23 protein-coding genes and 1 tRNA gene are annotated in these 25634 nt (G+C 59.9%); 7 read left to right on the forward strand and 17 right to left on the reverse strand.

The window, feature by feature from the left end; genetic code table 11:
* Positions 1 to 77 precede the first annotated feature (77 nt).
* On the forward strand, positions 78 to 2894 hold the full coding sequence (locus ACVHNU_RS14370) for an ATP-binding protein (RefSeq protein ID WP_473017593.1): 2817 nt from the start codon (positions 78 to 80) through the stop codon (positions 2892 to 2894).
* Here the strand turns inward: ACVHNU_RS14370 and ACVHNU_RS14375 are convergent.
* Complete coding sequence (locus ACVHNU_RS14375) at positions 2850 to 4307, reverse strand: ATP-binding protein (protein WP_473017594.1); 1458 nt, start codon at positions 4305 to 4307, stop codon at positions 2850 to 2852. The genes ACVHNU_RS14370 and ACVHNU_RS14375 overlap by 45 nt on opposite strands.
* Before the next feature lie 160 nt (positions 4308 to 4467).
* Entirely contained in the window at positions 4468 to 5418 is a 951-nt protein-coding gene (locus ACVHNU_RS14380) for a GlxA family transcriptional regulator (RefSeq protein ID WP_473017595.1), read from the reverse strand.
* Between the two features lie 212 nt (positions 5419 to 5630).
* On the opposite strand from ACVHNU_RS14380, the gene ACVHNU_RS14385 reads away from it, so the two are divergent.
* Positions 5631 to 6353, forward strand: coding sequence for a pirin family protein (locus ACVHNU_RS14385; protein ID WP_003226334.1), 723 nt, complete (start codon positions 5631 to 5633; stop codon positions 6351 to 6353).
* 49 nt (positions 6354 to 6402) lie between these two features.
* Here ACVHNU_RS14385 and ACVHNU_RS14390 read toward each other — a convergent pair whose 3' ends face one another.
* Both ACVHNU_RS14390 and ACVHNU_RS14395 read right to left on the reverse strand, forming a co-directional pair.
* Positions 6403 to 6819: a hypothetical protein gene (locus tag ACVHNU_RS14390; RefSeq protein WP_473017596.1), complete on the reverse strand. Its 417-nt coding sequence runs from the start codon at positions 6817 to 6819 to the stop codon at positions 6403 to 6405.
* A gap of 249 nt (positions 6820 to 7068) precedes the next feature.
* Positions 7069 to 7944 carry a LysR family transcriptional regulator gene (locus tag ACVHNU_RS14395; RefSeq protein ID WP_201137165.1) on the reverse strand — a complete coding sequence of 292 codons (876 nt, stop codon included), beginning with the start codon at positions 7942 to 7944 and terminating at the stop codon, positions 7069 to 7071.
* A gap of 173 nt (positions 7945 to 8117) precedes the next feature.
* Here ACVHNU_RS14395 and ACVHNU_RS14400 point away from each other — a divergent pair, with 173 nt between their 5' ends.
* Together ACVHNU_RS14400 and ACVHNU_RS14405 are read left to right on the forward strand one after the other, a co-directional pair.
* A complete protein-coding gene (locus ACVHNU_RS14400; protein WP_473017597.1) occupies positions 8118 to 9116 on the forward strand; it encodes an NAD(P)H-quinone oxidoreductase in 999 nt (332 codons plus the stop codon).
* Positions 9117 to 9225: 109 nt separating this feature from the next.
* Positions 9226 to 10170 carry an alpha/beta hydrolase gene (locus ACVHNU_RS14405; RefSeq protein WP_473017598.1) on the forward strand — a complete coding sequence of 315 codons (945 nt, stop codon included), beginning with the start codon at positions 9226 to 9228 and terminating at the stop codon, positions 10168 to 10170.
* On the opposite strand, the gene ACVHNU_RS14410 is transcribed toward ACVHNU_RS14405, so the two are convergent.
* Positions 10167 to 11978, reverse strand: coding sequence for an ABC transporter ATP-binding protein (locus ACVHNU_RS14410; RefSeq protein WP_473017599.1), 1812 nt, complete (start codon positions 11976 to 11978; stop codon positions 10167 to 10169). The genes ACVHNU_RS14405 and ACVHNU_RS14410 overlap by 4 nt on opposite strands.
* Positions 11979 to 12180: 202 nt before the next feature.
* Here ACVHNU_RS14410 and ACVHNU_RS14415 point away from each other — a divergent pair, with 202 nt between their 5' ends.
* Positions 12181 to 12594 (forward strand): VOC family protein, encoded by a 414-nt coding sequence (locus ACVHNU_RS14415; RefSeq protein ID WP_103483608.1) that lies wholly within the window; start codon positions 12181 to 12183, stop codon positions 12592 to 12594.
* A 57-nt stretch (positions 12595 to 12651) separates the two neighbouring features.
* On the opposite strand, the gene ACVHNU_RS14420 is transcribed toward ACVHNU_RS14415, so the two are convergent.
* The 5 genes from ACVHNU_RS14420 to ACVHNU_RS14440 form a co-directional block, all read right to left on the reverse strand.
* The gene (locus ACVHNU_RS14420; protein WP_003226343.1) at positions 12652 to 12981 is read right to left on the reverse strand and encodes a hypothetical protein; all 330 of its coding nucleotides are present in this window, start codon (positions 12979 to 12981) and stop codon (positions 12652 to 12654) included.
* A 106-nt stretch (positions 12982 to 13087) separates the two neighbouring features.
* Entirely contained in the window at positions 13088 to 14116 is a 1029-nt protein-coding gene (rtcA, locus tag ACVHNU_RS14425; RefSeq protein ID WP_473017600.1) for an RNA 3'-terminal phosphate cyclase, read from the reverse strand.
* An 8-nt stretch (positions 14117 to 14124) separates the two neighbouring features.
* A complete protein-coding gene (locus ACVHNU_RS14430; RefSeq protein ID WP_473017601.1) occupies positions 14125 to 14913 on the reverse strand; it encodes a nucleotidyltransferase domain-containing protein in 789 nt (262 codons plus the stop codon).
* Between the two features lie 14 nt (positions 14914 to 14927).
* Positions 14928 to 16154: an RtcB family protein gene (locus ACVHNU_RS14435; RefSeq protein ID WP_103483611.1), complete on the reverse strand. Its 1227-nt coding sequence runs from the start codon at positions 16152 to 16154 to the stop codon at positions 14928 to 14930.
* 336 nt (positions 16155 to 16490) lie between these two features.
* On the reverse strand, positions 16491 to 18038 hold the full coding sequence (locus ACVHNU_RS14440) for an RNA-binding protein (protein WP_473017602.1): 1548 nt from the start codon (positions 18036 to 18038) through the stop codon (positions 16491 to 16493).
* A 203-nt stretch (positions 18039 to 18241) separates the two neighbouring features.
* Between ACVHNU_RS14440 and rtcR the strand changes: the two genes are divergently transcribed.
* Together rtcR and ACVHNU_RS14450 are read left to right on the forward strand one after the other, a co-directional pair.
* Positions 18242 to 19849: an RNA repair transcriptional activator RtcR gene (gene rtcR / locus ACVHNU_RS14445; RefSeq protein WP_103483613.1), complete on the forward strand. Its 1608-nt coding sequence runs from the start codon at positions 18242 to 18244 to the stop codon at positions 19847 to 19849.
* A gap of 92 nt (positions 19850 to 19941) precedes the next feature.
* Positions 19942 to 20214, forward strand: a complete 273-nt coding sequence (locus tag ACVHNU_RS14450; RefSeq protein WP_473017603.1) for a hypothetical protein — start codon at positions 19942 to 19944, stop codon at positions 20212 to 20214.
* A gap of 35 nt (positions 20215 to 20249) precedes the next feature.
* On the opposite strand, the gene ACVHNU_RS14455 is transcribed toward ACVHNU_RS14450, so the two are convergent.
* The 7 genes from ACVHNU_RS14455 to pheS form a co-directional block, all read right to left on the reverse strand.
* Positions 20250 to 20669 (reverse strand): RDD family protein, encoded by a 420-nt coding sequence (locus tag ACVHNU_RS14455; protein WP_262143003.1) that lies wholly within the window; start codon positions 20667 to 20669, stop codon positions 20250 to 20252.
* A gap of 82 nt (positions 20670 to 20751) precedes the next feature.
* On the reverse strand, positions 20752 to 21099 hold the full coding sequence (locus tag ACVHNU_RS14460) for a hypothetical protein (RefSeq protein WP_098964618.1): 348 nt from the start codon (positions 21097 to 21099) through the stop codon (positions 20752 to 20754).
* A gap of 292 nt (positions 21100 to 21391) precedes the next feature.
* Positions 21392 to 21468, reverse strand: a tRNA-Pro gene (locus ACVHNU_RS14465).
* An 88-nt stretch (positions 21469 to 21556) separates the two neighbouring features.
* Positions 21557 to 21913, reverse strand: coding sequence for a MerR family transcriptional regulator (locus ACVHNU_RS14470; protein WP_003179985.1), 357 nt, complete (start codon positions 21911 to 21913; stop codon positions 21557 to 21559).
* Positions 21894 to 22196: an integration host factor subunit alpha gene (ihfA, locus tag ACVHNU_RS14475; protein ID WP_002553164.1), complete on the reverse strand. Its 303-nt coding sequence runs from the start codon at positions 22194 to 22196 to the stop codon at positions 21894 to 21896. Before ihfA ends, ACVHNU_RS14470 begins: the two co-directional genes overlap by 20 nt.
* 3 nt (positions 22197 to 22199) lie before the next feature.
* Entirely contained in the window at positions 22200 to 24578 is a 2379-nt protein-coding gene (gene pheT / locus ACVHNU_RS14480) for a phenylalanine--tRNA ligase subunit beta (RefSeq protein WP_473017605.1), read from the reverse strand.
* A gap of 26 nt (positions 24579 to 24604) precedes the next feature.
* Positions 24605 to 25621 carry a phenylalanine--tRNA ligase subunit alpha gene (gene pheS, locus ACVHNU_RS14485; protein ID WP_003226365.1) on the reverse strand — a complete coding sequence of 339 codons (1017 nt, stop codon included), beginning with the start codon at positions 25619 to 25621 and terminating at the stop codon, positions 24605 to 24607.
* Positions 25622 to 25634: the final 13 nt, after the last annotated feature.

Below are 25634 nucleotides of genomic sequence, written 5' to 3' on the forward strand. Positions count from 1 at the left end.
TACCTTGCACCCGACGATCTGCGTCCTCACGCAGCGTTCATTTGCCAGGATCGCCGCATCACCGCAGGAGTGTGCTGTTGAGTCTTTCCCCGAATCAGGCCATCGGCTTCGGCCCCTATCGGATCTACACCGGGCAGCGGCTGGTCATGGAAGGTGACCAGCCGCTGCGCCTGGGTCGGCGCGCCATGGACATTCTGCTGATGCTGCTGGCGCATGCCGGTGAAGTGGTGAGCAAGCAGCAACTGCTCGCTGGCGTGTGGCCGGACAGTGTCGTCGAAGACATCAATCTGCGAGTACACATGGCCGCCCTGCGCAAGGCGCTGGGCGATGGTCAGGCCGGCCAGCGCTACATCGTCACCGTGGCCCAGCGCGGCTACAGTTTCGTTGCCCCGCTGACGGTGCAAGTCAGCGGACAACGGCTGCTGGAGGCAGCACCCGGACGCCATAATTTGCCGTTGCGCCATACCCGGATGATCGGCCGCCAGCCGCTGGTGGACAATCTGATGCAGCAACTGCCGCGACAGCGTTGCATCACCCTGGTCGGCCCCGGCGGAATCGGCAAGACCACCGTCGCCCTGCGCGTCGCCGAGCAGTTGCTCGGACGCTATCGTGACGGGATCCGGCTGCTGGATCTGGCACCGCTCAACGACCCGACGCTGATCGCCTCGCAACTGGCAACCCTGCTTGATCTGGCAGTGCACGACGGCGATCCGCTGGCAGGGGTGATCAATCATTTGCGCGAGCGGCAGATGCTGCTGGTGATCGACAATTGCGAGCACCTGATCGATGCCGTGGCGCTGCTCGTCGAGAGCCTCCTGAGCGGCGCGCCGCAGGTGCACATTCTGGCCACCAGCCGTGAAAGCCTGCGCGCTGAAGGCGAGTTCGTGCAGCGTCTGGAATCCCTCGATTGCCCGCCAGCGACGGCCGTTCTTGATCGCCAGCAGGCGATGGGTTTTGCTGCCCTGCAACTGTTCGTCGAACGGGCCATGGGCGCCCATGAACACTTTGAACTGAGCGACGCCGACCTACCGCTGGCCATGGAAATCTGTCGGCGCCTGGACGGTATTCCGCTGGCCCTGGAGCTGGCGGCAGCGCAGGTCGAGAGCCTGGGCCTGAGCGGTTTGCTGGAGCAATGGCAGGGCCATCTGCACCCGCTGGCGGCGGGCAACCACCCGCGCCATGCGCGGCACCAGACGTTGCACGCCACACTGGACTGGAGCTTCAACCTGCTCAGCCCCTGCGAGCAGACTTGCCTGCGCCGCCTCGGGGTCTTTCGCGGCAGCTTCAGCCTGGCATCCGCCGCGGCGGTGATCGTCGGTCAGCACATCGATCCGACGCAGGTACTCGCGTCGGTCACGCAACTGGTGGGTAAATCGCTGCTGAATGTGGATGTTGGCGATGAAGAAGTGTTTTATCGCCTGCTCGACACGACCCGCCATTACGCCCTGGAAAAACTCGAATACAGCGGCGAGCACGAAACCCTGCGCGAACGCCACGCCGAACGCTGTCTGGCATTGATGGAGCAGGCGCAGACCGAATGGGAAAGCACTCCGAGCACGCAGTGGATCGAGCGCTATGCCCGAAGCCTGGAAGACCTGCGCGCCGCGCTGGACTGGAGTTTGCACGGCAACGGCTCGCGACATCTCGGCATCCGTTTGACAGCGACGTCGGCCGCGTTGTGGCAGGAGCTGTCGTTGCTCAAGGAATATGGCGACCATGTGCGCCAGGCACTGACCTTGCTCGGCGGTGCCGAGCAACCCTGCCCACGTCTGGAGATTGCCCTGCAACTGGCACTCGGCAGCGCCTGCTACCACACCTGGGGCGGTTCGCCGGAGACTGTCGACGCCTTCACTCAAGCCAACGCATTGGCGCAACAGCAAAACGATGTCGCCGGACAGTTGCGTGCCATCTCCGGGCACCTGGCGGTCAATCTCAGTTGCGGGCATTACCAGGCGGCATTGCTGCAAAGCGAACAGTTCGATCGTCTCGGTGGCCACGACGAGCCACTGCTGTCGTTGAGCATTCACCGCTTGCGCGTCCTCGCCCTGCACTTCGCCGGCGACCAGCCGCAAGCGCGGGTCAGTGCCGAGCAAGTGATCCAGCGCATGGCCCACAGTGGCTATCGCAACCGTTTCACCCACGGTTTCGGCGTGCAGTACGACCAGAGCGTGGCTTCGCTGACCATTCTTGCCCGGGTGCTGTGGCTGCAGGGGTTTCCCGAACAGGCTTGGCGCACCGCTCGGCAGGCGCTGGACATCGCGGTGCAGATCAATCACGGCACTTCGATCTGCTACACCCTGGCGCTGGCCAGCTGTCTGATCGCCCATTACAACGGCGACGACAAGAACGCTCGCGCGCTGTTGCAACTGCTGTTGGAGCAGGCGCAGAAGCACTCGGTGCTGCTGTTCTATCGCTGGGGCCGGCACTATGCGCAGGTGATCGATAACCATCTGGCCCAGCCCGACGCTCCGGCGGATAACGGGCTGATCAAGGAGCTGATGGTCACGCTCGATGCTCGGCATATCGATGATGCGTTGCTGGAGCGGGCGCACAGCGGTGCGGCCGGCTGGAGCACCGCAGAAGTGTTGCGGGCCGAGGCTGAGCGGTTATTGGCGGATGAGGCGGGTTGTCCGCAGGGACGCCTCAGCGAGCAGGCAGAGCACCTCCTGCAAAACGCTCTCGCCATCGCCCGCTCCCAGGGCGCATTGGCCTGGGAGCTACGCAGCGCCACCTCATTGGCACAACTGTGGCAGCGTCAATCACGCCATCGCGAGGCATTGGATCTGCTGACCCCGATCTACCAGCGCTTCACCGAAGGCTATGCCACCCCGGACCTGCGCAAAGTGCGCTCACTGCTCGACGCGTTGCGTGGCCAGTTGTCCGCCCGCGCTTGATCGATTTCGTCCGCTGTACAGGACATGACGCTGCAGGTTATCCATCCGTTCAGCGCTGGTTTCCAACTGTTCGCGGACATAACAGCGAAGGGTGTTGAGCATCCGATACCGCGTCGAATCTCCACCGCGCTCCATCGTCAGCCATGACTTGGCGGCCAGGCGTTCAATCACCGCCCGCAGATGCGCACCGTCAATGACCCGCAGCGCAGCGTCCGCGGTGAAGGCCATGTTGAACACCGACAGGCGCTGCAATACCCGTCGTTCACAGGGACGCAGATCCTGATAACTCCAGTCCAGCGCGGCGCTCATGGATTGATGCCGGGGCATCGCGGTGCGTCGGCCATGACTGAGCAGGCGCAGACCGTTGTCCAGTTGCGCTAGCAGCCCCACCAGCGCCAGCGCATCGATTTGCGCAGCCGCCAGCTCGATCGCCAGCGGCAAACCGTCCAGTCGCCGACAGATCGCGCACACGGTGTGCAGATCCTGCTCGCGCAGGCGGAAATCGTGCTGACGGGCACGCGCACGGCTGACCAGCAATTGCACCGCCGAATAGCCCATGAGCTCGTCGACACTGGTTGGCACCGATGCCTTGGGGAAGGTCAATGGCGCAATCGGTTGCAGGGTCTCGAGATGGGCTTGCAGCGGTTCGCGGCTGGTGACCAGTAGCGCCAGCCGCGGCGCCGCCAACAGCAATCGTTCCACCAGCGCCCGGCATGATTCGCGACGCCGCTCGCCGTTATCCAGGATCAGCAAGGCATGCCGCGACGCTAACGTATCGAACGAGGTATCCAGAGTTTGCAGCAGACAGTCGAGCAACGACGGCGCATCATCGGCAATGGACAGGTCGATGTACCAGACACCGTCGCGATAATGCTGCAACAGCAACTCGGCCACCCGCAGCGCCACCGTGGATTTGCCGATGCCCGCCGGGCCCGTCAACGTCATCAGCCGGCATAGCGGCATTTGTCGCACCAGGCTGCCGACCAGCGAATCGCGGCCGATGACCGGGGTCAAGCGTGCGGGCAGGTTATGTTGCGGCGCCTGCAGGGTTTCGAATACCACTTGCGCGACACTGTCGCCGTGCACCGGGGCGATAAAGCTGTAACCACATTGCGGCACATTGACGATGTAGCGCTGGCCGTTTTCACCATCGCCCAGCGCCCGGCGCAACGCAGCGATGTGCACCCGCAGGTTGATCTCTTCGACCACACTGTCCGGCCACACCCAGGCGATCAACTGCTCCTTGCGCACCACTCGACCAGCGTGCTCGACCAGCACCTGCAAAATATCGAGGGCGCGCCCGCCCATGCGCAACTGTCGATCCCCTTCGAGGATCAACCGTTGGCGCAGATGAAAGGCGTATGGCCCGAAATGCAGGACCGATGCCGCGGGTAAATCATTGTGGCTGTTCATGCCGTTTTTCAGCGCCAGCGCCTGCGGGCAGCATGCCCTCGGCGTCCAGTGCCTCTCCCTCCCAAGCGTTGCCGTTTATCTTGGCAGGCGCCGGTAACGGCACAACCTCCGTACGGGGCGCAACACGGACATCCGGATGCACCGGACGGACACAACCGCTCTAGCTGAACTGTTCGCGGTATTGCGCCGGGGTCAGACCAAGCTTTTCAGTGAACAGAAAACGCATGTGCCGCACACTGCCGAAACCACTTTTATAGGCGACGGTCTTCAACGGCAGCTCGGTGGTCTCCAGAAGATTACGCGCGCAATCGATCCGGGCGTTTTGCAGAAACTCCATCGGCGTCATGCTCACATCCCGCGCGAACAGCCGCGCAAAGTGCCGGGTACTCATGTTCGCCAGACCCGCCATGCGCTCGACCGTGAAGGCTTCTTCGAGGTGTTCCAGGACATGGTTCTGCACCCGCGTGATCGCGGTTTCCTGGGGGGATACTGCCGCCATCAACGGACTGAACTGTGCTTGTCCGCCCTGTCGTTTCATCACCACCAGCAGAACCTTGGCCACGTCCTGAGCGACTTTTTTCCCATGATCCCGGGCGACCACGGCCAGCGCCAGATCGATACCGGCGGTCACGCCTCCCGAGGTAATCAGATTGCGGTCTTCCGTGTAAATCCGGTCGGTCTCCACCTGCGCCTCGGGGAAGGCCTTGATCAGTCGTTCGGTGTAATTCCAGTGCGTGGTCACGCGATAACCGTCGAGCAGACCGGCATGCCCGAGCACAAAAGCCCCGGTGCAGATCGAACCGTAGCAACCAGCCTGCCTCACCGCGCGCCGCAGCCAGGCGAGCAGCGCCGGGTGTCTTTCGTTATAGGCACCCGGCCCACCCGGTACCAGCAACAGGTCGAAGGCCTGGGTCGGGTCGTCGATATGGCGGTCGGTCTGCACCTGCACGCCATTGGACGCCCGCAGCATCCCGCGCTCAGTGCCCAGGGTAATCAGTTGATAGTGATCTTCGGTCTTCAAGTAGCGATTGGCGACCGAAAACACCTCCATGGGACCGGCCATGTCGAGCAGAAGAAAGTCGGGAAACAGCACCATTGCCACGGTTTTCATGGGTGAACATCACTGAAATCAAGGAAAAGGAAGCAAGCCTCGCATTATGGCCAAGTGCGTAGAGAGCGGCGAAAAGAATGCGTGATCGACTGCGCAAAACTGTCAACCTGAGAGGGACAGTATTTCAATTTCCATCTACTTATTGCATCCATCGTTTAACAGTAACCTTCTCCTCACTCGGACGAATCAACGTCCCGCAAGGAGAATCCATCATGCTGACCCTTCGCAAAGCTTCCGACCGTGGCCTCGCCAATCATGGCTGGCTGAAGTCCTTCCACACCTTTTCCTTTGCCAGTTACCGCGATCCACGCGAACAGGGTTTTTCCGACCTGCTGGTGATCAACGATGACCGCGTGGCGGCCGGCAAGGGCTTCGGCCAGCACCCACACCGCGACATGGAGATCTTTTCCTACGTGCTTGAAGGTGCGCTGGAGCACAAGGACACCCTGGGCACCGGTTCGGTGATCCGCCCTGGTGATGTGCAACTGATGAGCGCCGGCAGCGGCGTGGCCCACAGCGAGTTCAACCATTCGGCCACCCGGCCTGTGCATTTTCTGCAGATCTGGATCGTGCCGGAAGTGGCCGGTGCCAAGCCGCGCTACCAGCAAGAGCACTTCAGTGCGCAGAAAAAACGCGGCCGCCTGCAACTGATCATCTCGCCGGACGGCGCTGATGGCTCGCTGAAAGTACGTCAGGACGCACGGGTCTACGCCGGCCTGTTCGACGGCCAGGAAAGCGCAACGCTGAAACTGCCGGCCAACCGTTATGCCTACGTGCATGTGGCGCGTGGCAGCGTGGAACTCAACGGCGTGCAGTTGCAGGAAGGCGACGGTGTGCGGGTTCGCGAAGAACATGCCCTGACCTTGAGCAACGGCGTGGATGCCGAAGTGCTGGTGTTTGATCTGCGGCCGCAGGAGTTGCCGCAAATGCCATGAGCCACGGGTTTAACGCCTGCAAAAACGGCCTTCATTTGAAGGCCGTTTTTTATTGCGGTGGCAGTGGCGTTGGCAACTCCGGCGATTTGAGTGTGTGGGCATCCTTGCCCGCCTGGACTGCCGCGAAGGTGGTTTGTATCGCTACGTACATGTTGGCTTGGTTGGCGTAATAGGCCCCAACGACGATGGCGACTATTCCAAGTAACTGGACAGCCGTTGCTGCCCAGACGTTGGCCTTGACGGTGGCGCCTTGCCTTGCTGCGTCCTGCGCGCCGTCGGCAATTCTGCGCATCTCTTGCGTAATCAAGTCGTAGCGTTTGTCTCGTTCGACTTGAGTTTTGTCGCGCTCAACCTGAACAGATAGAAACCCGTCAATTTTCATTGATACCGCGTCCAGTCGAGCATCCATTCGTGTCTCGATGGTCTCGATCCTGGCATTGAATTCTTCTCGACTGATGGCGCCCATGACTTGCGTACTCTGACCGTTACCCGTTATGTCACTGCTTTGAAAGTGACTGAATTCCCTGGCTTCCAATTCGACACCTTTATCGGGCTACCGATACCGTCCGTGGTATGTCACGCCAGTGCAAGCGTGCGGCCTCGCACCAGCCTTTGGGTACGATAGCCCCCGGTCCTTCGGCCTACAAGCCAGCGGATTCTGCGTCCGGCGTAGGCCATTTCGTCAGACCTTGTGAGTTCGCCGAGAAAACGCGCCTTACTCGTTTTCCGACGCAAACACTTCGACGATCTGCTCGATCACTGCCCTCACCCGCGCGGTATGACGCAGGTCCGCATGGGTCACCAGCCACACTTCGTACGGCTGCGGCCGGGTACGCTGCGGCCAGAGCCGCACCAGACCGTCGCGCTCGCCCATGTACAGCGGGATTTCTCCTACACCAATACCTGCCGCAATCGAGCGACGCATCAACAGGCTGGAACCGAGGCTGGCGACGATTCGTCCGCGGCTGATCGGCTCCCCCACCAGGTTCAGGTCTCGGTTGCTCTGCAGATACGGTTGATAAACCACCAGATCATGCCCGGCGAAAGCACTGCCGGGTTCAGGTTCTCCGTGGGCGTCAACGTAAGCTTTTGAGGCGAATAATCCCGTTGGCCAGCGCGCGATGCGCCGGGCGATCAGGTCCGGATTGTCGGGCCGGGTGTTGCGTACGGCGATATCCGCCTCGCGCTTGGCCAGACTGAGGATCTGCGTGGAGGCGTCCAACTGCACGCGTACGTCCGGATGCAGTTCATGCAGGCGGGCGATGGCCGGGATCAGGAAGTCGATGGCCAGCGAATCGGTGGTGCTGACCCGCACCGTGCCGGTCAGGCGATCATCCAGCCCCTGGATCTGCCGCTCCAGCTCCAGCGCCGAATGCTCCATTTTCTCCACGGACCTGAGCGCCGCTTCACCGACAGCGGTCAGCGCATAGCCGTCAGACGTGCGCAGGAACAACGTTGCGCTGAGGGACTTTTCCAGTGCGGTAATCCGCCGTCCGACGGTGGCTTGATCCACCCCCAACACCCGCGCTGCGCCGCGCAGTGTCGACTCGCGACAGACCGCGAGAAATACCCGTGCGTCATCCCAATTCATCTGATCTCCCGTTGATGCAGATTTGCATCACTGTGCCGCCAAAACACTGCGCTAAAGCAGCAACAATAGCCGATATCCTCACCCCTGTTCTCAAGTTTGAAATGCTTTTGCAGGGAATCATTGGCGCTCCTCTGGACTCCCACCTACAGACCTCCTACGCAACAGGACCGGATATGACACTGCCCAGCGAAATGACCCGTATCGAAATCACCCAACCCGGTGGCCCCGAAGTCTTGCAGGCCAAACACGTGCCCCTGCCCGTCGCCGCAGCCGGCGAAGTGCTGATTCGCGTGCATGCCGCCGGGATCAACCGCCCCGACGCCCTGCAACGTGCCGGCAAATACCCGATGAAGCCCGGAATGAATCCGATCCCCGGCCTGGAAGTGGCCGGCGAAGTCGTGGCGCTGGGCGCCGGCGTCAGCGAGTTTGCCGTGGGCGACAAGGTGTGCGCGCTGACCAACGGTGGCGGTTACGCCGAGTACTGCAATGTCCCGGCCGGGCAAACCCTGCCGATCCCCGATGGTCTGGATTGGGTGCAGGCCGCCGCCATCCCGGAAACCTTCTTTACCGTGTGGGCCAACCTGTTCGGCCTCGGCGACGCCCAGCGTGGTCAGCGCGTGTTGATCCACGGCGGCACCAGCGGCATCGGTACCACCGCGTTGATGCTATGCCGCGAGTTTGGCATCGAAGCCTTTGCCACTGCCGGCAGCGCGGATAAATGCGCGGCCATCAGCGAACTGGGTGGCCAGCCGATCAATTATCGCGAGCAGGACTTCGCCGCGGTCATCGCCGAAAAGACTGCAGGCCAAGGGGTAAACGCGGTTCTCGATATCATGGGTGCCTCGTACCTCAATGGTAATGTCAGCGCGTTGGCAATGGATGGCCGGCTGGTAATGCTCGGCTTTCTCGGCGGCGGACGGGCCAACGATGTCGACCTGCTGGCGATCATGGCCAAACGCGCGGTGATCACGGGTTCGTTGCTGCGTGCGCGTACCTCGGAGGAAAAGGCCGCAATTGCCGAGCAACTGCGCGAACACGTGTGGCCGGTGCTGGCCGCCGGGCGCTGCCTGCCGATCATCGACAAGGTCTACTCGCTGAACGATGCGGCCCAGGCGCATGCGCGCATGGAAGGCGGCGATCACATTGGCAAAATTGTGCTGCGGGTGGACTGAGCCGCAGCATTTTGTAATCGTTGCAAGCACACGGCGGTCGAAAAAGTCACGCGCAGGCGGAGGCTTCTGGTAAAAAGCCTTCTTTGTCTGCGCTGTGGTGAACCGTTTAATGTTCCTGTCCTTCATGACTCGTTTGCGTCGTCGCCGTCTGGCGTTCGCCTGCATGGCTGCGCTGATCATTGGCGTGCCGACGAGTTGTGCGGTGCTCGAACACACCGAGCGCAAACTGCTGTTTCGCATCGAACCGGGCACGGCCGGCTGGTATCACGGCTTGCCGGGCAGCGTGCAGGAACTCGACTTGCAGCCCAAGAGCTTCAAGGCCGGGCAGAATATTCATGCCTGGTGGTGGCCGGCAGAAAAAGCCAATGCCCCGGCAATCCTCTATCTGCATGGCGTGCGCTGGAACCTCACCGGGCAGTTGTTCCGTATCGAACAACTGCGCGCGGCCGGCTACTCGGTACTGGCCATCGACTACCGTGGTTTCGGCCAGAGCAAGGGTGATCTGCCTTCAGAAAGCAGCGTGTACGAAGATGCTCGTGTGGCGTGGGAACGTTTCAAACTGCTACAGCCCGACCCGAGCAAACGCCTGATCTACGGTCACTCGCTGGGGGGCGCCGTGGCCATTGATCTGGCTGCCGAACTCGGACAGGACGCCGTTCGGGACAATACTCCGCTGCCGGTCAGAGGCCTGGTGATCGAGTCGACGTTCACCTCCCTCGCCGACGTGGCGGCCGCAGTGGCCAATACTTCACTACCGGTGCGCTGGCTGCTGTCGCAGAAGTTCGACTCCATCGACAAGATCGCCGAAATTCACATGCCACTGCTGGTGGTACATGGCATGGCCGACGCGTTTGTGCCGCCGCGCTTCAGCGAGCAACTGTTCAACGCCGCCCAACAACCAAAGCGACTGCTCTTGGTGCCGGGAGCCACCCACAACAACAGCATGGCGCTGGGCGGGCAGAATTATCGCAAGGCGATTGATGCGCTGATGCAGTCCAAACCCGCGCCCCACGTCGCAGGCCCCGCGCTGGCACGCAGCGCACAGGACTCCTAGCGATAGCCGCGAGCCTGCAGATCAAACAGCTTGGCATAGTGTCCATCGGCGGCGATCAGGCTGTCGTGATCGCCCTGCTCCAGTATCCGTCCGGCCTCCAGCACCATGATCTGATCAGCGTTGCGCACACTGGAGAAGCGATGGGAGATCAGCAAGGTCATGCGACCTTCGGTGTGCTGGCTGAAATGCTCGAACACTGCCGCTTCCGCCGCCGGATCCAGCGCCGAGGTCGGTTCGTCGAGGATCAGGATGTCGGCATCGCGGCGCATATAGGCCCGGGACAAGGCAATCTTCTGCCATTGCCCACCCGACAACTCCTGACCGCCGGCAAACCAGCGACCCAGTTGCGTGGCGTAGCCGCGGTCGAGCCCTTCGATGAACGGCGCGGCCATTCCCTCGGCGGCCGCTGACTTCCAGCGTTGTTCTTCATTGAACGCCGAGGTATCCCCCACGCCGATGTTTTCACCCACAGTGAACTGGTAGCGAATGTAATCCTGAAAAATCACGCCGATACGCCGACGCAAGGTGATCTCTTCCCAATCCTGCAAATCGCTGCCGTCGAGCAGAATGCGCCCTTGATCCGGCCGATACAGGCGGGTCAGCAATTTGATCAGTGTGGTCTTGCCTGAGCCATTCTCCCCCACCAGCGCCACGCTCTTGCCCGGCACCAGGTGCAGATCGATGCCTTCCAGCGCTGCCCGGGTTGCTCCGGGATAACGGAAACCGACGTTTTCAAAGCGCAGGCCATCGCCCGGTTGCGCGCCGACAGTGAGGTGACCGGAATCGGCCATCACCGGTTCGGCCAGGTACTCGTACAGGTTCGACAAGTACAGACCGTCCTCGTACAAGCCGCTGATCGCACTCAGGCTGCTGCTGACCGCACTCTGGCCCTGCTTGAACAACACCAGATACATGGTCATCTGGCCGAGACTGATATTGCCGTTCACGGCATCGATCACCACCCAGGCATAAGCCAGATAGAACGCCCCGGTGCCGAGCAATCCAAGACCGAAGCCCCAACCATCGCGACGCAATGTCAGGCGCCGATCCTCAGCGTAGAGCTTGGCGAAGGTGTCCCGATAACGCTGCAACAGCAACGGCGCGAAGCCGAACAGCTTGACCTCTTTGATATAGGCCTCATGGGACAGCAAGGTTTCGATGTAATTTTGCTGCCGACTCTCCGGCGCACGGCGGGTGAACAAGCGGAAAGCGTCGCCGGAAAAATGCGCCTCGGCAAAGAACACCGGCAACGCGCCGATCACCAGTAATACCAGCGCCCACGGCGAAAAATGCACCAGCAGCACACCGAAGCTGATCAACATGATCAGGTTCTGGATCAATCCCAGAGACTTCATCACCAACGCCAGCGGCCGGGTCGAAGCTTCGCGGCGCACGCGGACCAGTTTGTCGTAGAACTCGGAATTCTCGAACTGCACCAGCGACAGGGTCTGCGCCTTCTCCAGAATCAGCGTGTTGACCTTCTGCCCCAATTGCACCCGCAGCAACGACTGTTGCACCGAGAGCGCCCGTTGCGTGCCGGACAACAGCGCCAATACCCCCGCCTCCATCAGCACATAACGCAACACCGGCCACAGTGGCGCATCGCCCTGCTGCGCGTGCAACTGCATCGCCGTCACGACCGCATCGACAATGCGCTGGCCCAGCCACGCAGCCAGCGCCGGCAGAACGCCGGCAATCAGGGTCGCCAGCACCAACCCCAGAAACAACCCGCGTGATGTCGCCCAGACCAGCAACAGGGCGCGCCGGGCCTGATCGAACAGAGCGTTGAAGCGGGAAATCAAAGGCATGGCAGATCAGGCTCGACAGGTCGTACAGGGTGTCATGGTACTCCGCAGGTTTTATCCGTGCTGAAGCGCGGCGTTTTCAGAAGAAAAACATCTGGAAAAACTCTGTCCGTTGCGGCGTCCAATGCTTTGCTATGGTTTAACCGCCTTTCGCGGAACCTGGCGAAAATCGCCTCACTCCGCGCCTACTGCCAGGAACGCCATCATGAGAATCAATCCCTACCTGATCTTCAACGGCAACTGCCGCGAGGCCTTCACCTTTTATGAACAAGCCTTGCAGGGCAAACTCGAAGCAATGATGACCTACGGCGAAACACCCGCCGCCGAACACGTACCGAAGGAGCACCACAACCTCGTCAACCATACCTGCCTGAAGGTTGGCGACCAGATGATCATGGCCTCGGACACCACACCTGACCGGCCAACCGGGGGCATGAGCGGGTGCTCGATCTCCCTCAACGTCGACAGCATTGCCGAAGCCGAGCGAGTGTTTAATGCGCTGGCCAAGGACGCTCGCGTCGACATGCCGCTGCAAACCACGTTCTGGGCCGCCCGTTTCGGCATGCTGGTCGATCGCTTTGGCGTGTCATGGATGGTCAATTGCGAGACTGACCAGTGATGCTGACATTTCGTCAGGCATGAAAAAGCCCAACCTCTTCAGGTTGGGCTTTTGGGTTTATCGCTGGGCCAGCTCATGCCGCACGCATTGTTCGTAATAGGTCTGCTTGACCGCCGCGGGTTTGAGCCTGGAGGTGCTGTTGTACGTCTGCTCGGTAATGCCCATCGCCGTCATGCGCATCCACGGTTGCTGGAACTTGCGCACCTGCAACTGCTTGCGCGCGCCGTACAGCGAGATCCCCGACAGCTTCGACTGCTGCGCCCCGGCAGCGATGTCCGAGCCCCAGGTACAGGCAAAACGATGACTCTTGCTCAACTCCTTCGCTTCAATGGCCGAAGCGAAGGCAGCCAGGGAAAGCGTTGCAACGGTTATGACAATCGTCCGCATATAGCCAACCTAACCTTTTGAAAAAAGGCGAGTTTGCCGGGGAAGCCCAAGCCTGGGGGCCAGCAAATTGCCGCTTTTCCGAGATTGACCTGTGCCTGCGCCGTGATCAGCGACCGCGGCGGACCTCAACCCGCAGACGCTCGGCGCCCTCTTCCGAGCATTCGATATTCACCGGCAAGAAGCGCTCGATCACTGCGATATTGCTGTGCAGATGCTCGGTCATTCTCGGGGTGGTGAATGACCCGCCGCCGGCCAGCGCCATCGGCAGCAGCAACTGGTCGGCGAGGTGTTCCGCCACCGCAGCGTCACTGCGCAACCAGTCTGCCGCCTGATTGATTGCGGTATCAGCGACCTTCTCCGCCCGTAACAACACCTGGCCAAAGGCACTGAAGACTTCGGTGACCTGTTCGAACACGTACTCCAGCAACAACACATTACCGGGGCCACGCGCCGGATCGAGCGTGATCGACTGCAATGTTTCCGATGACCAGTTCAGGCGTTTGGCCACCCGATTCAGTTCTCGCTCGGCGACAGTCGGTGCGAGCCCGGCCGTCAGCGCCATTGCTTGATGCGACAGCAGTGCCCCGCGCTCACACAGATCAAGTCGCGTCAGTTGCGACGGCTGCACCGTGACGTCGATCTCACCACCACCGGCCGGGACGAAGCCGTGACGCAACAGATCCAGCTCAATGCCGGCCCCCATGCGTCGCATCAGCGGCAACCAACTGCGCGTGAGGAAATCGGCAGGCGGCGCCAATGGATTATGGGTACCGCCGCTGATCCGCACGCGACTTGTGCCCGGCGCCTGCAACAGCGCCGGCAGCAGTGTCTGCAACACCAACGTGCAACTACCGGCCGTGCCGATCGCAAACCGGTAATCACCCGAACGAATCGTTCCCGGCTCGAAATACAGCGCCTGCGAGCCCAACTCCGCTCCCGCGATCCGTGCGCCGCAGACTTCGGCAGCTGCCATCACTGCCGTCAAATGCTGTCGCAACAATCCCGGCCGACTGCGGCGGGCGCGGATCTGTTTAATGCGAAACGCCTGGCCCGTCACCATCGACAGGCTCAGCGCGCTGCGCAACACCTGACCGCCGCCAATCGCGCCGTCCAGTTCAATCACTTGCTGTTCCATTTCAATCCTTACGCGTACAACCCGACGGTCTCCCTGAGGTAGTCATCCAGTCGTCGCGAGTCTTCCTGAGTTCTGAGTAATGTGGGCACATCGCGCTCGAGTTCGGCCGCGATGAACCTGTGCAGCGCCGGACGACGCGGACCATGGGAGCTCTCGTCGGCATTGCGTTTAAGTGCCAGCAGTTCGTCGACTTCAGCCAGCAGTGCACGGTCGTCGACCGTGGTCAGCAGGTCGGCGAAGGTCATCGGCGGACGTCCACGCCCCTGATCGATCCAGCGCACCGCCAACAATGGCCGCAGCACGTAGAAGTACTTCTTGAACCGCACGCTGTCGCCTTGCAGGTACTGGCGAAAATTGTTTTTCGCCATCGACAGATAGTGGTTACGGGCTGCCGGCGGGCTGTAGAACGCTTCGGCCAGCTCACGCAGTTGCGCAACCTGTGCGCTTTCGCTGCGGTACACCAATGGCGAGTCGAGCCACTCCAGCAGCGTCGGGTTGGACTTGCGCAACAACCCGAGGGTCTTGCGCAGCTCCCAGCCGCTGACATCCAGCTCATCGTCCAATGGCCGCTCGATCACATCGCGCGGCGTGTCGACCTGAACGAACCACTGCGGTTTTTCCACGTACACGAACCGTACGTCGTAGTCACTGTCAGTCGAGGCAAAGCCCCAGGCCCGACTGCCGGACTCACAGGCGTACAACACCGTGACGTTGCGCTCGCGCTCTATACGCGCCAACTCTTCCAGTACCCGCGCACGCATCGTGTCGCACAGCGGGTGGCGTTCTTCGAATTCCATGCTTGCTGATCCTTTTATCCTTTGACGCACACCACTTGCCGCAGGGTGTGCAGCACTTCCACCAACTCGCGCTGGGCGTGCATGACTTTGTCGATGTCCTTGTAGGCCATCGGAATTTCGTCGATCACCGCTTCGTCCTTGCGGCACTCCACATGCGCCGTGGCGCGGATCTGGTCCTCGACGGTGAAGGTGTTCCTGGCCTTGGTGCGGCTCATGGTCCGGCCAGCGCCGTGGCTGCAGGAGTTGAACGACTCTTCGTTGCCCAGGCCGCGCACAATGAAACTCTTGGCGCCCATCGAACCCGGAATGATCCCCAGCTCACCTTTCTTCGCCGACACCGCGCCTTTGCGAGTGACCAATACTTCTTCGCCGAAATGCCGCTCTTTCTGCACGTAGTTGTGGTGGCAGTTGACCGCTTCCAGCGCCACCTCGAACGGCTTGCGAATGATCTGGCGCGTGGCCTGAATCACCGCACGCATCATCAGTTCGCGGTTCTGTCTGGCGAAGTCCTGCGCCCAACTCACCGCTTCCACGTAATCATCGAAGTGCTGGCTGCCTTCTTCGAAATACGCCAGGTCACGATCCGGCAGGTTGGCAATATGTTGCCGCATATCCGCCTGAGCCTTCTGAATGAACAGGTTGCCAATGGCGTTACCGACACCGCGAGAACCACTGTGCAACATGAACCAGACCCGGTTGGCTTCGTCCAGGCACACTTCGATGAAATGGTTGCCACTGCCAAGCGTGCCCAGATGCCCGCGGTTGTTGGTGTTGGCCAGTTTCGGGTACTTATCGGTGATCAGCTTGAAACGTGGCTGAAGCCCCGCCCACGCCTGATCGGCTTGCTGCGGAATCTCGTCCCACGCGCCCTTGTCGCGCCGCGAACGGTTCGAACTGCGGCCATGGGGCACCGCTTGCTCGATGGCGCTGCGCAGACCTTGCAGGTTGTCCGGCAGGTCGGCAGCGGTCAGCGACGTGCGTGCGGCGATCATGCCGCAACCGATGTCCACGCCGACGGCCGCCGGGATGATCGCGCCCACCGTCGGAATCACGCTGCCAATGGTCGAGCCCTTGCCCAGATGCACATCCGGCATCACCGCCAGATGCTTGAAGATGAACGGCATCTTTGCGGTGTTCATCAGTTGCTCGCGGGCCTCGGTTTCTACCGGGACGCCTTCGGTCCAGAGTTTGATCGGCTTGCCGTTGGCGACTTCGAGCAGTTGGTAAGTGTGTTCTTTCATTTCTCTATTCTTTATTCGTTGGCCGATGATTCGGCGTTGTTCCGTCATGTGCAGCGACAAAAAAACAGACACTGTGGCTCTGCCAGTCGAGCCCCCGTTGCCGGGGCGGGATTCGAACCCGCGTTCCGATGGAGTACCTGTTGCATTCGCTGCCTTCTTTTTCAATTAAGGTGGCACGACAAAAGTTGATGACTGTTGCGCGTTGCCGCGCACCGGGGTTAACCGGCCTCAGATGTACAGCCATCAGGCATTCGTGCCGTCACACACGCTGACAAGGGTTTGATGAGACGTCTTGGATGTAGTCCCACCGGCATTCAGCGCCTGTGACAAATCAATTCATTGCATGCTCTCGATCGCTTCGACCCAGTGCTGCGCGCCGTAACGGCCGCTGGTGAACTGCTCGACCACATCGAACACTGCATCGCTGAAACCGCCGACATTCAGAATGTCATCGCGGTCCGCCGCCTGGGTTGCATAACCCGGCTGGATATCGATGCACACCAGCCGCGCCTGCGGGTTGATCTGCTTGATGCGCTCCCACTGGCGCATGGTCTCACTGGCACCATGGCGTCGCGTATCGATCCAGGACTCGTTGTCCGATACCAGAATCAGCGTATCGACCCTGGCCTTGCTGTCCGCCAGTTTCTTCAGCGGCGCCGAGCAATTGGTGCCGCCGCCAAAGGCCGCGGCCAGTTTCTCCGCGTTGCTGATCACGCTGTCCCGTGGATTGAGCTGGATATCCACCACGTTCACTTCGAACGGCATCACCCGCGCCGCCGGCTGTTTGCGCAACACCGCTGCCGCGACCAGTGCCGCCACATCGATGCAACGCACCGCCGTGGTCGCGCCCTGACGATAACCGGTCGCCGGGCTGCCCATCGAACCCGATACGTCCGGGCAAACCACCACCGCACCTTCCAGCTTCGGCACGTTGGCCAGCGATAACTCAAGTGCGTCCTGCAACGCCTCGCGGATCTGCAGCGGTACGTTATCGCCAACCATCCGATAAGCCGCCAGCAACTGGTATGGATAAACCCGCGCCTTGGCCACTTCCTGCGGGTCCGCCAACCGCGCCGCCACGTATTCGACGCAACCCGGAACTTCAAACGCGCCATGCCGCTCCAGGGTGTTGAGGTTGATGCGCAATCCCTGCCAGCCCATGTTGTAAGCCTGCGCAGCCCATTGTTCTTTGCTCAGGGTTTCGTTGCCGAGCAGTTGGAACGGTACCGCGGGTACTTGATGACTCGCGCCGCTGCGAAATGCCAGCAGATCGCGGGTCAACTCAGGCAATGCCTGCACATCCACCGGTTTGCCGATCAACCACGCGAAGAATGCTTCGCGCCAGGCCTCAGCCGGTTTCGGGTGAACCATCTTCACCACATCAGCCAGCGATGGCTGGTTGCCAATCGACGCTTGCAGCAGTTGACGTTCGGTCGCGCGGTTCAGCCAGTTCTGCACCAGACGCTTGGGTTGCGAACCGAGGGATTTGCGCCCGGTGGCGCCACTGCGCAGGATCTGCACGTAGTTGCGCAACATATTGCCGCTGTCGATCACTTGTTCAAAAACCTCAGGTACCAGCGACGAACGGTTCGCCGTCAACGCCGCCAGCAGCAACGCCGGCATATCTTTCATGTGGCCTTTTTGGCGAGCGTAGACAGCAGCCTTCGCCACGAAACGGCTGTCGAGTTCAGCCACCAGCTTCAATACTTGATCCAGCTGACTTTCAGCGCTGGCGTAAAACGTCTGGTTCAGGCAACCGGTGACCGCCAGTTGAGCCAGTTGATGCTTCGGGGTGTAGGCATATGCCGAGGCGCCCGAAGCATTCAAAGTGTCGCAGGCTGGCAGTTGCTTCGATTGCGTGTTGAAGAGTTTGAAGTTGGCCATCGTGGCGTCTCGCTCTGTTGTCCTGTTCGTTGCGATAGGTATTGCAGCGGCTGTGCCAGTTTTGGAAAGTCGTAAAATTTATTTCTTATCTAATTGATTTATAGGGTTTTTTATTTTTTATGGTTTTCTTTTAGCTGAACCGAAGACAAACCAACCATGAGAAATCTATCATTTGATATCGTCATTTATCTTTTGAGATAGCCATGCCAAACAAACGCACCGTCGCCATCGGTTTTATCGGCGCCACCCTGGACCGCGTTGGCAAGGGCGCCAATCGCTGGAGCCATTGGCGGCCGAGCGTGGGCCTGTGCCAACAACCGGACGTGCTGATCCATCGTCTGGAACTGATTCACGGTATCGACGCGCGCGACATCAGCCTCGCTGAACGGGTTCGCGCCGATATCCAGCAGGTCTCACCGGAAACCGAAGTCCACCTGCACCCTATGGCACTGCGCAATCCGTGGGATTTCGAAGAGGTCTACGGCGCCCTGCATGACTTCACAACGGCCTACAGCTTCGATACCGAACATGAGGACTATCTGGTTCACATCACCACCGGCACCCACGTCGCGCAGATTTGCTGGTTCCTGCTGACCGAAGCACGCTATCTGCCGGCGCGCCTGATCCAGACCTCCCCCGCCCGACGCAAAAGCGAAGATGAACAAGCCACCGGCACCCACGCCCTGATCGACCTCGACCTGTCGCGTTATGACCGCATCGCCTCGCGTTTCGCCAATAAACGCCTCGAAGGCCTGGAGTTCTTGAAGTCCGGCATCGCCACCCGTAACGCGGCGTTCAACCGCTCCATCGAACAGATTGAACGCGTAGCTGTGCGCTCCAAGGCGCCCATGCTGCTGATCGGCCCGACCGGCGCCGGCAAATCGTTTCTCGCCCGACGCATCTACGAACTCAAGCGCAGTCGCCATCAAATGCAGGGCCGGTTTGTTGAGGTGAACTGCGCCACCCTGCGTGGCGACGGCGCGATGTCGGCATTGTTTGGTCACGTCAAAGGCGCTTTCACCGGCGCACAGAACGCCCGCGACGGCCTGCTACGGGCAGCGGACGGCGGCATGTTGTTTCTCGATGAAATCGGTGAGCTGGGCGCGGACGAACAGGCGATGCTGCTCAAGGCTATCGAAGAAAAGCGCTTCTTTCCGCTTGGCTCCGACAAGGAGGTCGACAGCGACTTCCTGATCATCGCCGGCACCCACCGCGACCTGCGCAGCCGCGTCGCCGAAGGCCTGTTCCGCGAAGATCTGTACGCGCGGATCAACCTCTGGACATTTGATTTGCCCGGCCTGGCCGGGCGCCGCGAAGACATCGAGCCCAACATCGACTTCGAACTGGAACGCCACGCCCGCGATCACGGCCAGCTAGTGCGCTTCAACCTCGAAGCGCGGCGGCGCTACCTCGCCTTCGCCAGCTCTCGGGAAGCGGCATGGCTGGGCAACTTTCGCGAACTGTCAGCGTCGATTACCCGGATGGCCACACTGGCTGACAGCGGACGAATTGATGAGGCGCAAGTGCAGGAAGAAATTGATCGGCTGCGTTATGCGTGGGGGCTGACGCAAGCGGACGGGATGTCGGATGAACTACCGGGAGACGCCGACAGCCTGGACCTGTTCGATCGACTGCAATTGAAGGCGGTACTTGACGTATGCCGGCAGGCAGACAGCCTGTCGGATGCCGGGCGCAGATTGTTTGGGGTATCGCGCCAGGCCAAGGCGCAGCCGAATGATGCAGATCGCTTGAGAAAATACCTCAGCCGGTTCGGGATTGAATGGGCCGACTTGCAAGCCGCAAAATCATAGTCCCCGCCGACTCTACCGCTCGTCCAACAGCAAGCACCTTGGGCCTGTTCATGCCTCCAATGGTTTACCCCCATCGCGCGGAAGACTCAACAATGAACAAGTCGATTGTCACCATGACGCTTGCCAGCCTGCTGTTGACTGGCTCGCTCTCCTCGCAGGCCGCGGAGAAATCAGGAACGGTAGAAGCACCCGCCGTCTCACCCGGAGCCAATCAGGCGAACAGCTCCGAGTCCAACGACGAAAAAGCCAATAAAAAGGGCGAAGAAGCGTCAGGTTCAAACTCTAGCACCGAACCCAAAGAAACCCAGAAAGATGCCGCTACCTCGAGTGACTCGGAGGATATTCAGCAAGATTCGAAACCTTAAGACTTGGGCGACTGCCGCCGCCTCATTTGACTCATCTAAACGCGGATCACAATTGTCGAGGCAAGCATGTCGCCCAGGCGTTTGCGCGAGCCAAAGAAGATGAAAATCCAGTCGAGGATGTTCAGGAAGGGCGTTGTGATGTTGCGGATGAACGATTGATACAGATTGCAGTTCAAGTAGCTACGCTCATCAATCACCGACATCCCCAGCAGTTTTTTACCCAGGCTTTGCCCGTTGGGCATTGCATCGGAAAACAGGTAATACGACACACCCGAACCAAAAGCCAGGATAGCCACCACATTTGGCGGCAAACCAATAAACTCCGCCAGCCGTCCTACGAAGAGGATCAAAAAGTAGGTGATCAATGTATCGATGATCTGCCCGCCCCAGCGACGGCCCAGCCCTGCGAGATTTTTGGGCTTTTGATATTCACTGCTGGTATTGCTGATGTCCATGCGCCTTCGCTCGATCGGAATTTAGATAACCGGGTATCGGCATCCGATCGCCAATATTTAATGGCGCTTCAGGGGAGTGCGGTCAATCAAACCCACAAGATTGCTCTGAATGAATAGGCTCACTGAAGGTAAAGAAGTAGAACGATATTTTCTCGTCCTCTACGTCTTTTAATTCATATCTGATCCTGTCGAGCCCACGATCGATTCGGGTAACGACGAGCTCCATGAATTGAGTCAGCCCGCCACCAAAGCCACTCAGATCAAGCGCACTGACATCCTGAAAATTTATAGTGATAGCGCTTTCTGCTGCGTCATCGAGCGACGACATCGTCAAGGCCAGGTTGTACTTGAAGTCTTGAATTTCGATATTCAGCGAAACGACCGCATTGTGCTGAATCAAAAGCGAGTTCAAGCGAGATAACTTATCCATTTTCTTAGGAACCCATGACGAAAAAGATGTGGCCTGCACTTCATTCGTGTATCTGAGCGAGCATCTTCAGCCCTGGCAGGCAGAGTATCAACCCGACATCAAATGGCTGCGCAGCCGGATCCCGTCTGTCTATCAAGTGATCCAAACTTTTCACCCAGCGACCTTTTTTGCGCGGGTTTTGCGCAGGCACAAAAAAGCCGATCTGGATGATCGGCTTAGATGAAGTCCCGAAAAACTCCCTACGCATGAAAAAGCCCAACTGGTTAGAGTTGGGCTAAGTCATTGAATTATATGGTCGGGACGGAGTGATTCGAACACTCGACCCCTAGCACCCCATGCTAGTGCGCTACCGGACTGCGCTACGCCCCGACTGGTTTGAAACCTGCTCTTCATCTCGAAGAGCGCTCAAGAATATAGCGCAAGCTTTTGAAAACTGGAAGTATTCAAACGCAGCTTTTTATTTCTTGAGCACCACCAGTACATCTTCAAGCTCAGCGATCATCTGGCGGATCATTTGCTTGTATTGGGTGGTGTCGTCTTTGGCTTCATCGCCGGACAAACGCAGACGCGCACCGCCGATGGTGAAACCCTGATCGTAAAGGAGCGCGCGGATCTGCCGGATCATCAGCACATCCTGGCGCTGATAATACCGGCGGTTTCCGCGGCGTTTGACGGGGTTGAGTTGAGGAAACTCCTGCTCCCAGTAGCGCAGCACGTGTGGCTTTACTGCACACAGCTCGCTGACTTCACCAATGGTGAAGTAGCGTTTGCCCGGGATAACGGGTAGTTCGTCGTTATGACTTGGTTCCAGCATAAGCCTCAACTCGGGCCTTCAACTTCTGCCCTGGACGAAAGGTGACCACACGGCGAGCCGTGATCGGGATTTCTTCCCCCGTTTTCGGGTTGCGGCCAGGCCGCTGGCGCTTGTCCCGAAGGTCGAAATTGCCGAAACCGGACAATTTGACCTGCTCGTTGTCTTCAAGAGCGTGCCTGATTTCCTCGAAAAACAGTTCAACCAATTCCTTGGCTTCCCGCTTGTTCAGGCCCAGCTCTTCATACAGACGTTCCGCCATCTCAGCTTTCGTCAAAGCCCCCATACGTCACTTCCTTAACGTGGCGTTCAACCTTTGTTCGAGCGAGGTGAGGATATTTTGCGTCGTCGAATTCACCTCATCGTCATTAAGAGTGCGCGATGGATGCTGCCAGGTCAAGCCAACTGCAAGGCTTTTTCTATCAGGATCAATACCTTTACCCTGATACACGTCAAACAGCCTGAGATCCGTGAGCCATTCGCCTGCATTTTCTCGGATTACGTCCAATACCGCCGAGGCCGCGACGTCTTTGTGCGCGATCAGCGCAAGGTCACGACGCACTTCAGGAAAACGCGACAACTCGTGGAATTGCGGCATTTTTCCGGAAGCGACTTCAGCCAGAACCAGCTCGAAGACGAAGACCGGACGATCCAGACCCAGGGCCTTGGACAGCTCCGGGTGAATCGCACCGATAAAGCCGACTTCACGCCCGTCACGTTCGATGCGCGCGGTTTGTCCCGGGTGCAGCGTCGGGTGTTTGCCCGGAGCGAAAGTGAAGGTATCCAGCGCACCGGCAAAGCCCAGCACCGCTTCAACATCAGCTTTTACGTCGAAGAAATCGACGGTGTCGCGACCTTGCGCCCAACCTTCAGGCAGACGGCTACCGCAAACCACGCCCGACAGCATCGGCTCCTGCTTCAGACCTTCCAGCTGACCGACGAAGCGCAGACCGCTTTCGAACAGACGCACGCGATCCTGCTGGCGGTTCAGGTTGTGCTGCAACGCCTTGACCAGACCCGGCCACAGCGAAGAACGCATGGCAGCCATGTCATTGGAAATCGGGTTGGCCAGCAACAGCGGCTCGACGCCCGGATTGAACAGTTCGAACTGCTTCGGATCGATGAAGCTGTAAGTGATCGCTTCCTGATAACCACGGGCTACCAGCAGACGACGCAGCTCAGGCAATTCGCTGCGCGCTTCAGCCTTGGCCTGTGGCGCCAGACGCGCTTGCGGGTAACGAACCGGCAGACGGTTGTAGCCATACAGGCGAGCCAGCTCTTCGATCAGATCGACTTCCAGGCTGATGTCGAAGCGATGGCTTGGCACTTCTACGCGCCACTGCCCTGCTCCGTCAGCGGAAATATTCAGACCCAAGGCGCTGAGCAGACGCTCGACCTGAGCCGAATCCATCTCCATCCCCAGCATCTGGGTGATGCGCTGCGCACGCAGGGTGATCGGCGCGATCGACGGCAGGTGCTGCTCGCTGACGGTCTCGATGATCGGGCCGGCTTCGCCACCAGTGATTTCCAGCAGCAGGCCAGTGGCGCGCTCCATGGCTTCACGGGCCAGTTGCCAGTCCACGCCGCGCTCGTAACGATGCGAAGCGTCGGTGTGCAGACCGTAGGAACGAGCCTTGCCTGCCACAGCGATCTGGTCGAAGAAGGCACTTTCCAGGAAAACGTCGCGAGTGGTTGCGGACACACCGCTGTGCTCGCCACCCATCACGCCGGCAATCGCCAGAGCACGGGTATGGTCGGCAATCACCAGCGTATCGCTACGCAGGCTGACTTCCTGACCGTCGAGCAGCACCAGCTTCTCACCCTCTTCCGCCATGCGTACGCGGATGCCGCCATTGATCTCGGCAAGATCAAAAGCGTGCAGCGGCTGACCCAGCTCGAGCATCACGTAGTTGGTGATGTCGACGGCAGCGTCGATGCTGCGCACATCGGCGCGGCGCAGACGCTCAACCATCCACAACGGGGTTGGTTTGGACAGGTCGACATTGCGGATGACGCGGCCCAGGTAACGCGGGCAAGCGGCAGGCGCCAGTACTTCTACCGAACGCACTTCGTCGTGCACAGCCGGAATCGCCATGACCACCGGACGAGCGACCGGCGTGTCGTACAGCGCGCCGACTTCACGGGCCAGACCGGCCAGCGACAGGCAGTCGCCACGGTTCGGGGTCAGGTCAACCTCAATGCTGGCGTCTTCCAGATCCAGATACACACGGAAATCTTCGCCCACCGGCGCATCAGCCGGCAGCTCCATCAGACCGTCATTGCCTTCACCGACCTGCAGCTCGGCTTGCGAGCACAACATGCCGTTGGACTCGACGCCGCGCAGCTTGGCCTTCTTGATCTTGAAGTCGCCCGGCAGTTCGGCACCGATCATGGCGAACGGAATCTTCAGGCCCGGACGCACGTTTGGCGCACCGCACACGACCTGGAAGGTTTCCGCGCCATTGCTGACCTGGCATACACGCAGCTTGTCGGCGTCAGGGTGTTGCTCGGTGCTCAGCACCTCGCCCACTACCACGCCGCTGAATACACCGGCGGCCGGGGTCACGCTATCGACCTCCAGACCCGCCATCGACAGACGAGCAACCAGCTCGTCGCGACTTACCTGCGGGCTAACCCAGCCACGCAGCCATTGTTCACTGAATTTCATCCTGCTCTCCTAAGAATTCGTTACGACTAGCGAAATTGCGCGAGGAACCGCAAGTCGTTGTCGAAGAACAGACGCAAGTCGTTCACGCCGTAACGGAGCATCGCCAGACGCTCGACGCCCATGCCGAAGGCAAAACCGGAGAACTCTTCCGGATCGATGCCGGACATGCGCAGCACGTTCGGATGGACCATGCCGCAGCCCATGACTTCCAGCCAGCCGGTCTGTTTGCAGACGCGGCAGCCTTTACCGCTGCACATCACGCATTCCATGTCGACTTCAGCGGATGGCTCGGTGAACGGGAAGTACGAAGGACGGAAACGTACGGCCAGCTCTTTTTCGAAGAACACCCGCAGGAACTCTTCGATGGTGCCTTTGAGATCGGCGAAATTGATGTCGCGATCGACCAGCAGGCCTTCGACCTGGTGGAACATCGGCGAATGGGTGATATCGGAGTCACTGCGGTACACACGGCCTGGGCAGACAATGCGGATCGGCGGCTGCTTGGACTCCATGGTGCGGACCTGTACCGGCGAGGTATGGGTGCGCAGCAACATGTTCGCATTGAAATAGAAGGTGTCATGCATCGACCGGGCCGGGTGGTGGCCTGGGATGTTGAGCGCTTCAAAGTTGTGATAGTCGTCTTCGACCTCAGGGCCTTCGGCGATGCCGTAGCCGATGCGGGTGAAGAACTGCTCGACTCGTTCCAGAGTCCGGGTCACCGGATGCAGACCACCGGAGGTCTGACCACGGCCCGGCAACGTCACGTCAATGGATTCGGCAGACAGTTTGGCAGCCAGTTCGGCTTCTTCAAACAGAGCCATGCGCGCATTGAGAACGCCTGTGACACGTTCCTTGGCAACGTTGATCAGGGCGCCGACTTGCGGACGCTCTTCTGCCGGCAAATTCCCCAGGGTCTTCATCACCTGAGTCAATTCACCTTTTTTGCCAAGGTATTGAACCCGGATTTGCTCCAGGGCATTGATATCTTCAGCGCTTTGCACAGCCTCTAGTGCTTGAGAGACCAGCGCATCCAGGTTTTCCATGTACAGACTCCAG

The organism is Pseudomonas sp. Ors-4-3C, from assembly GCF_055755035.1.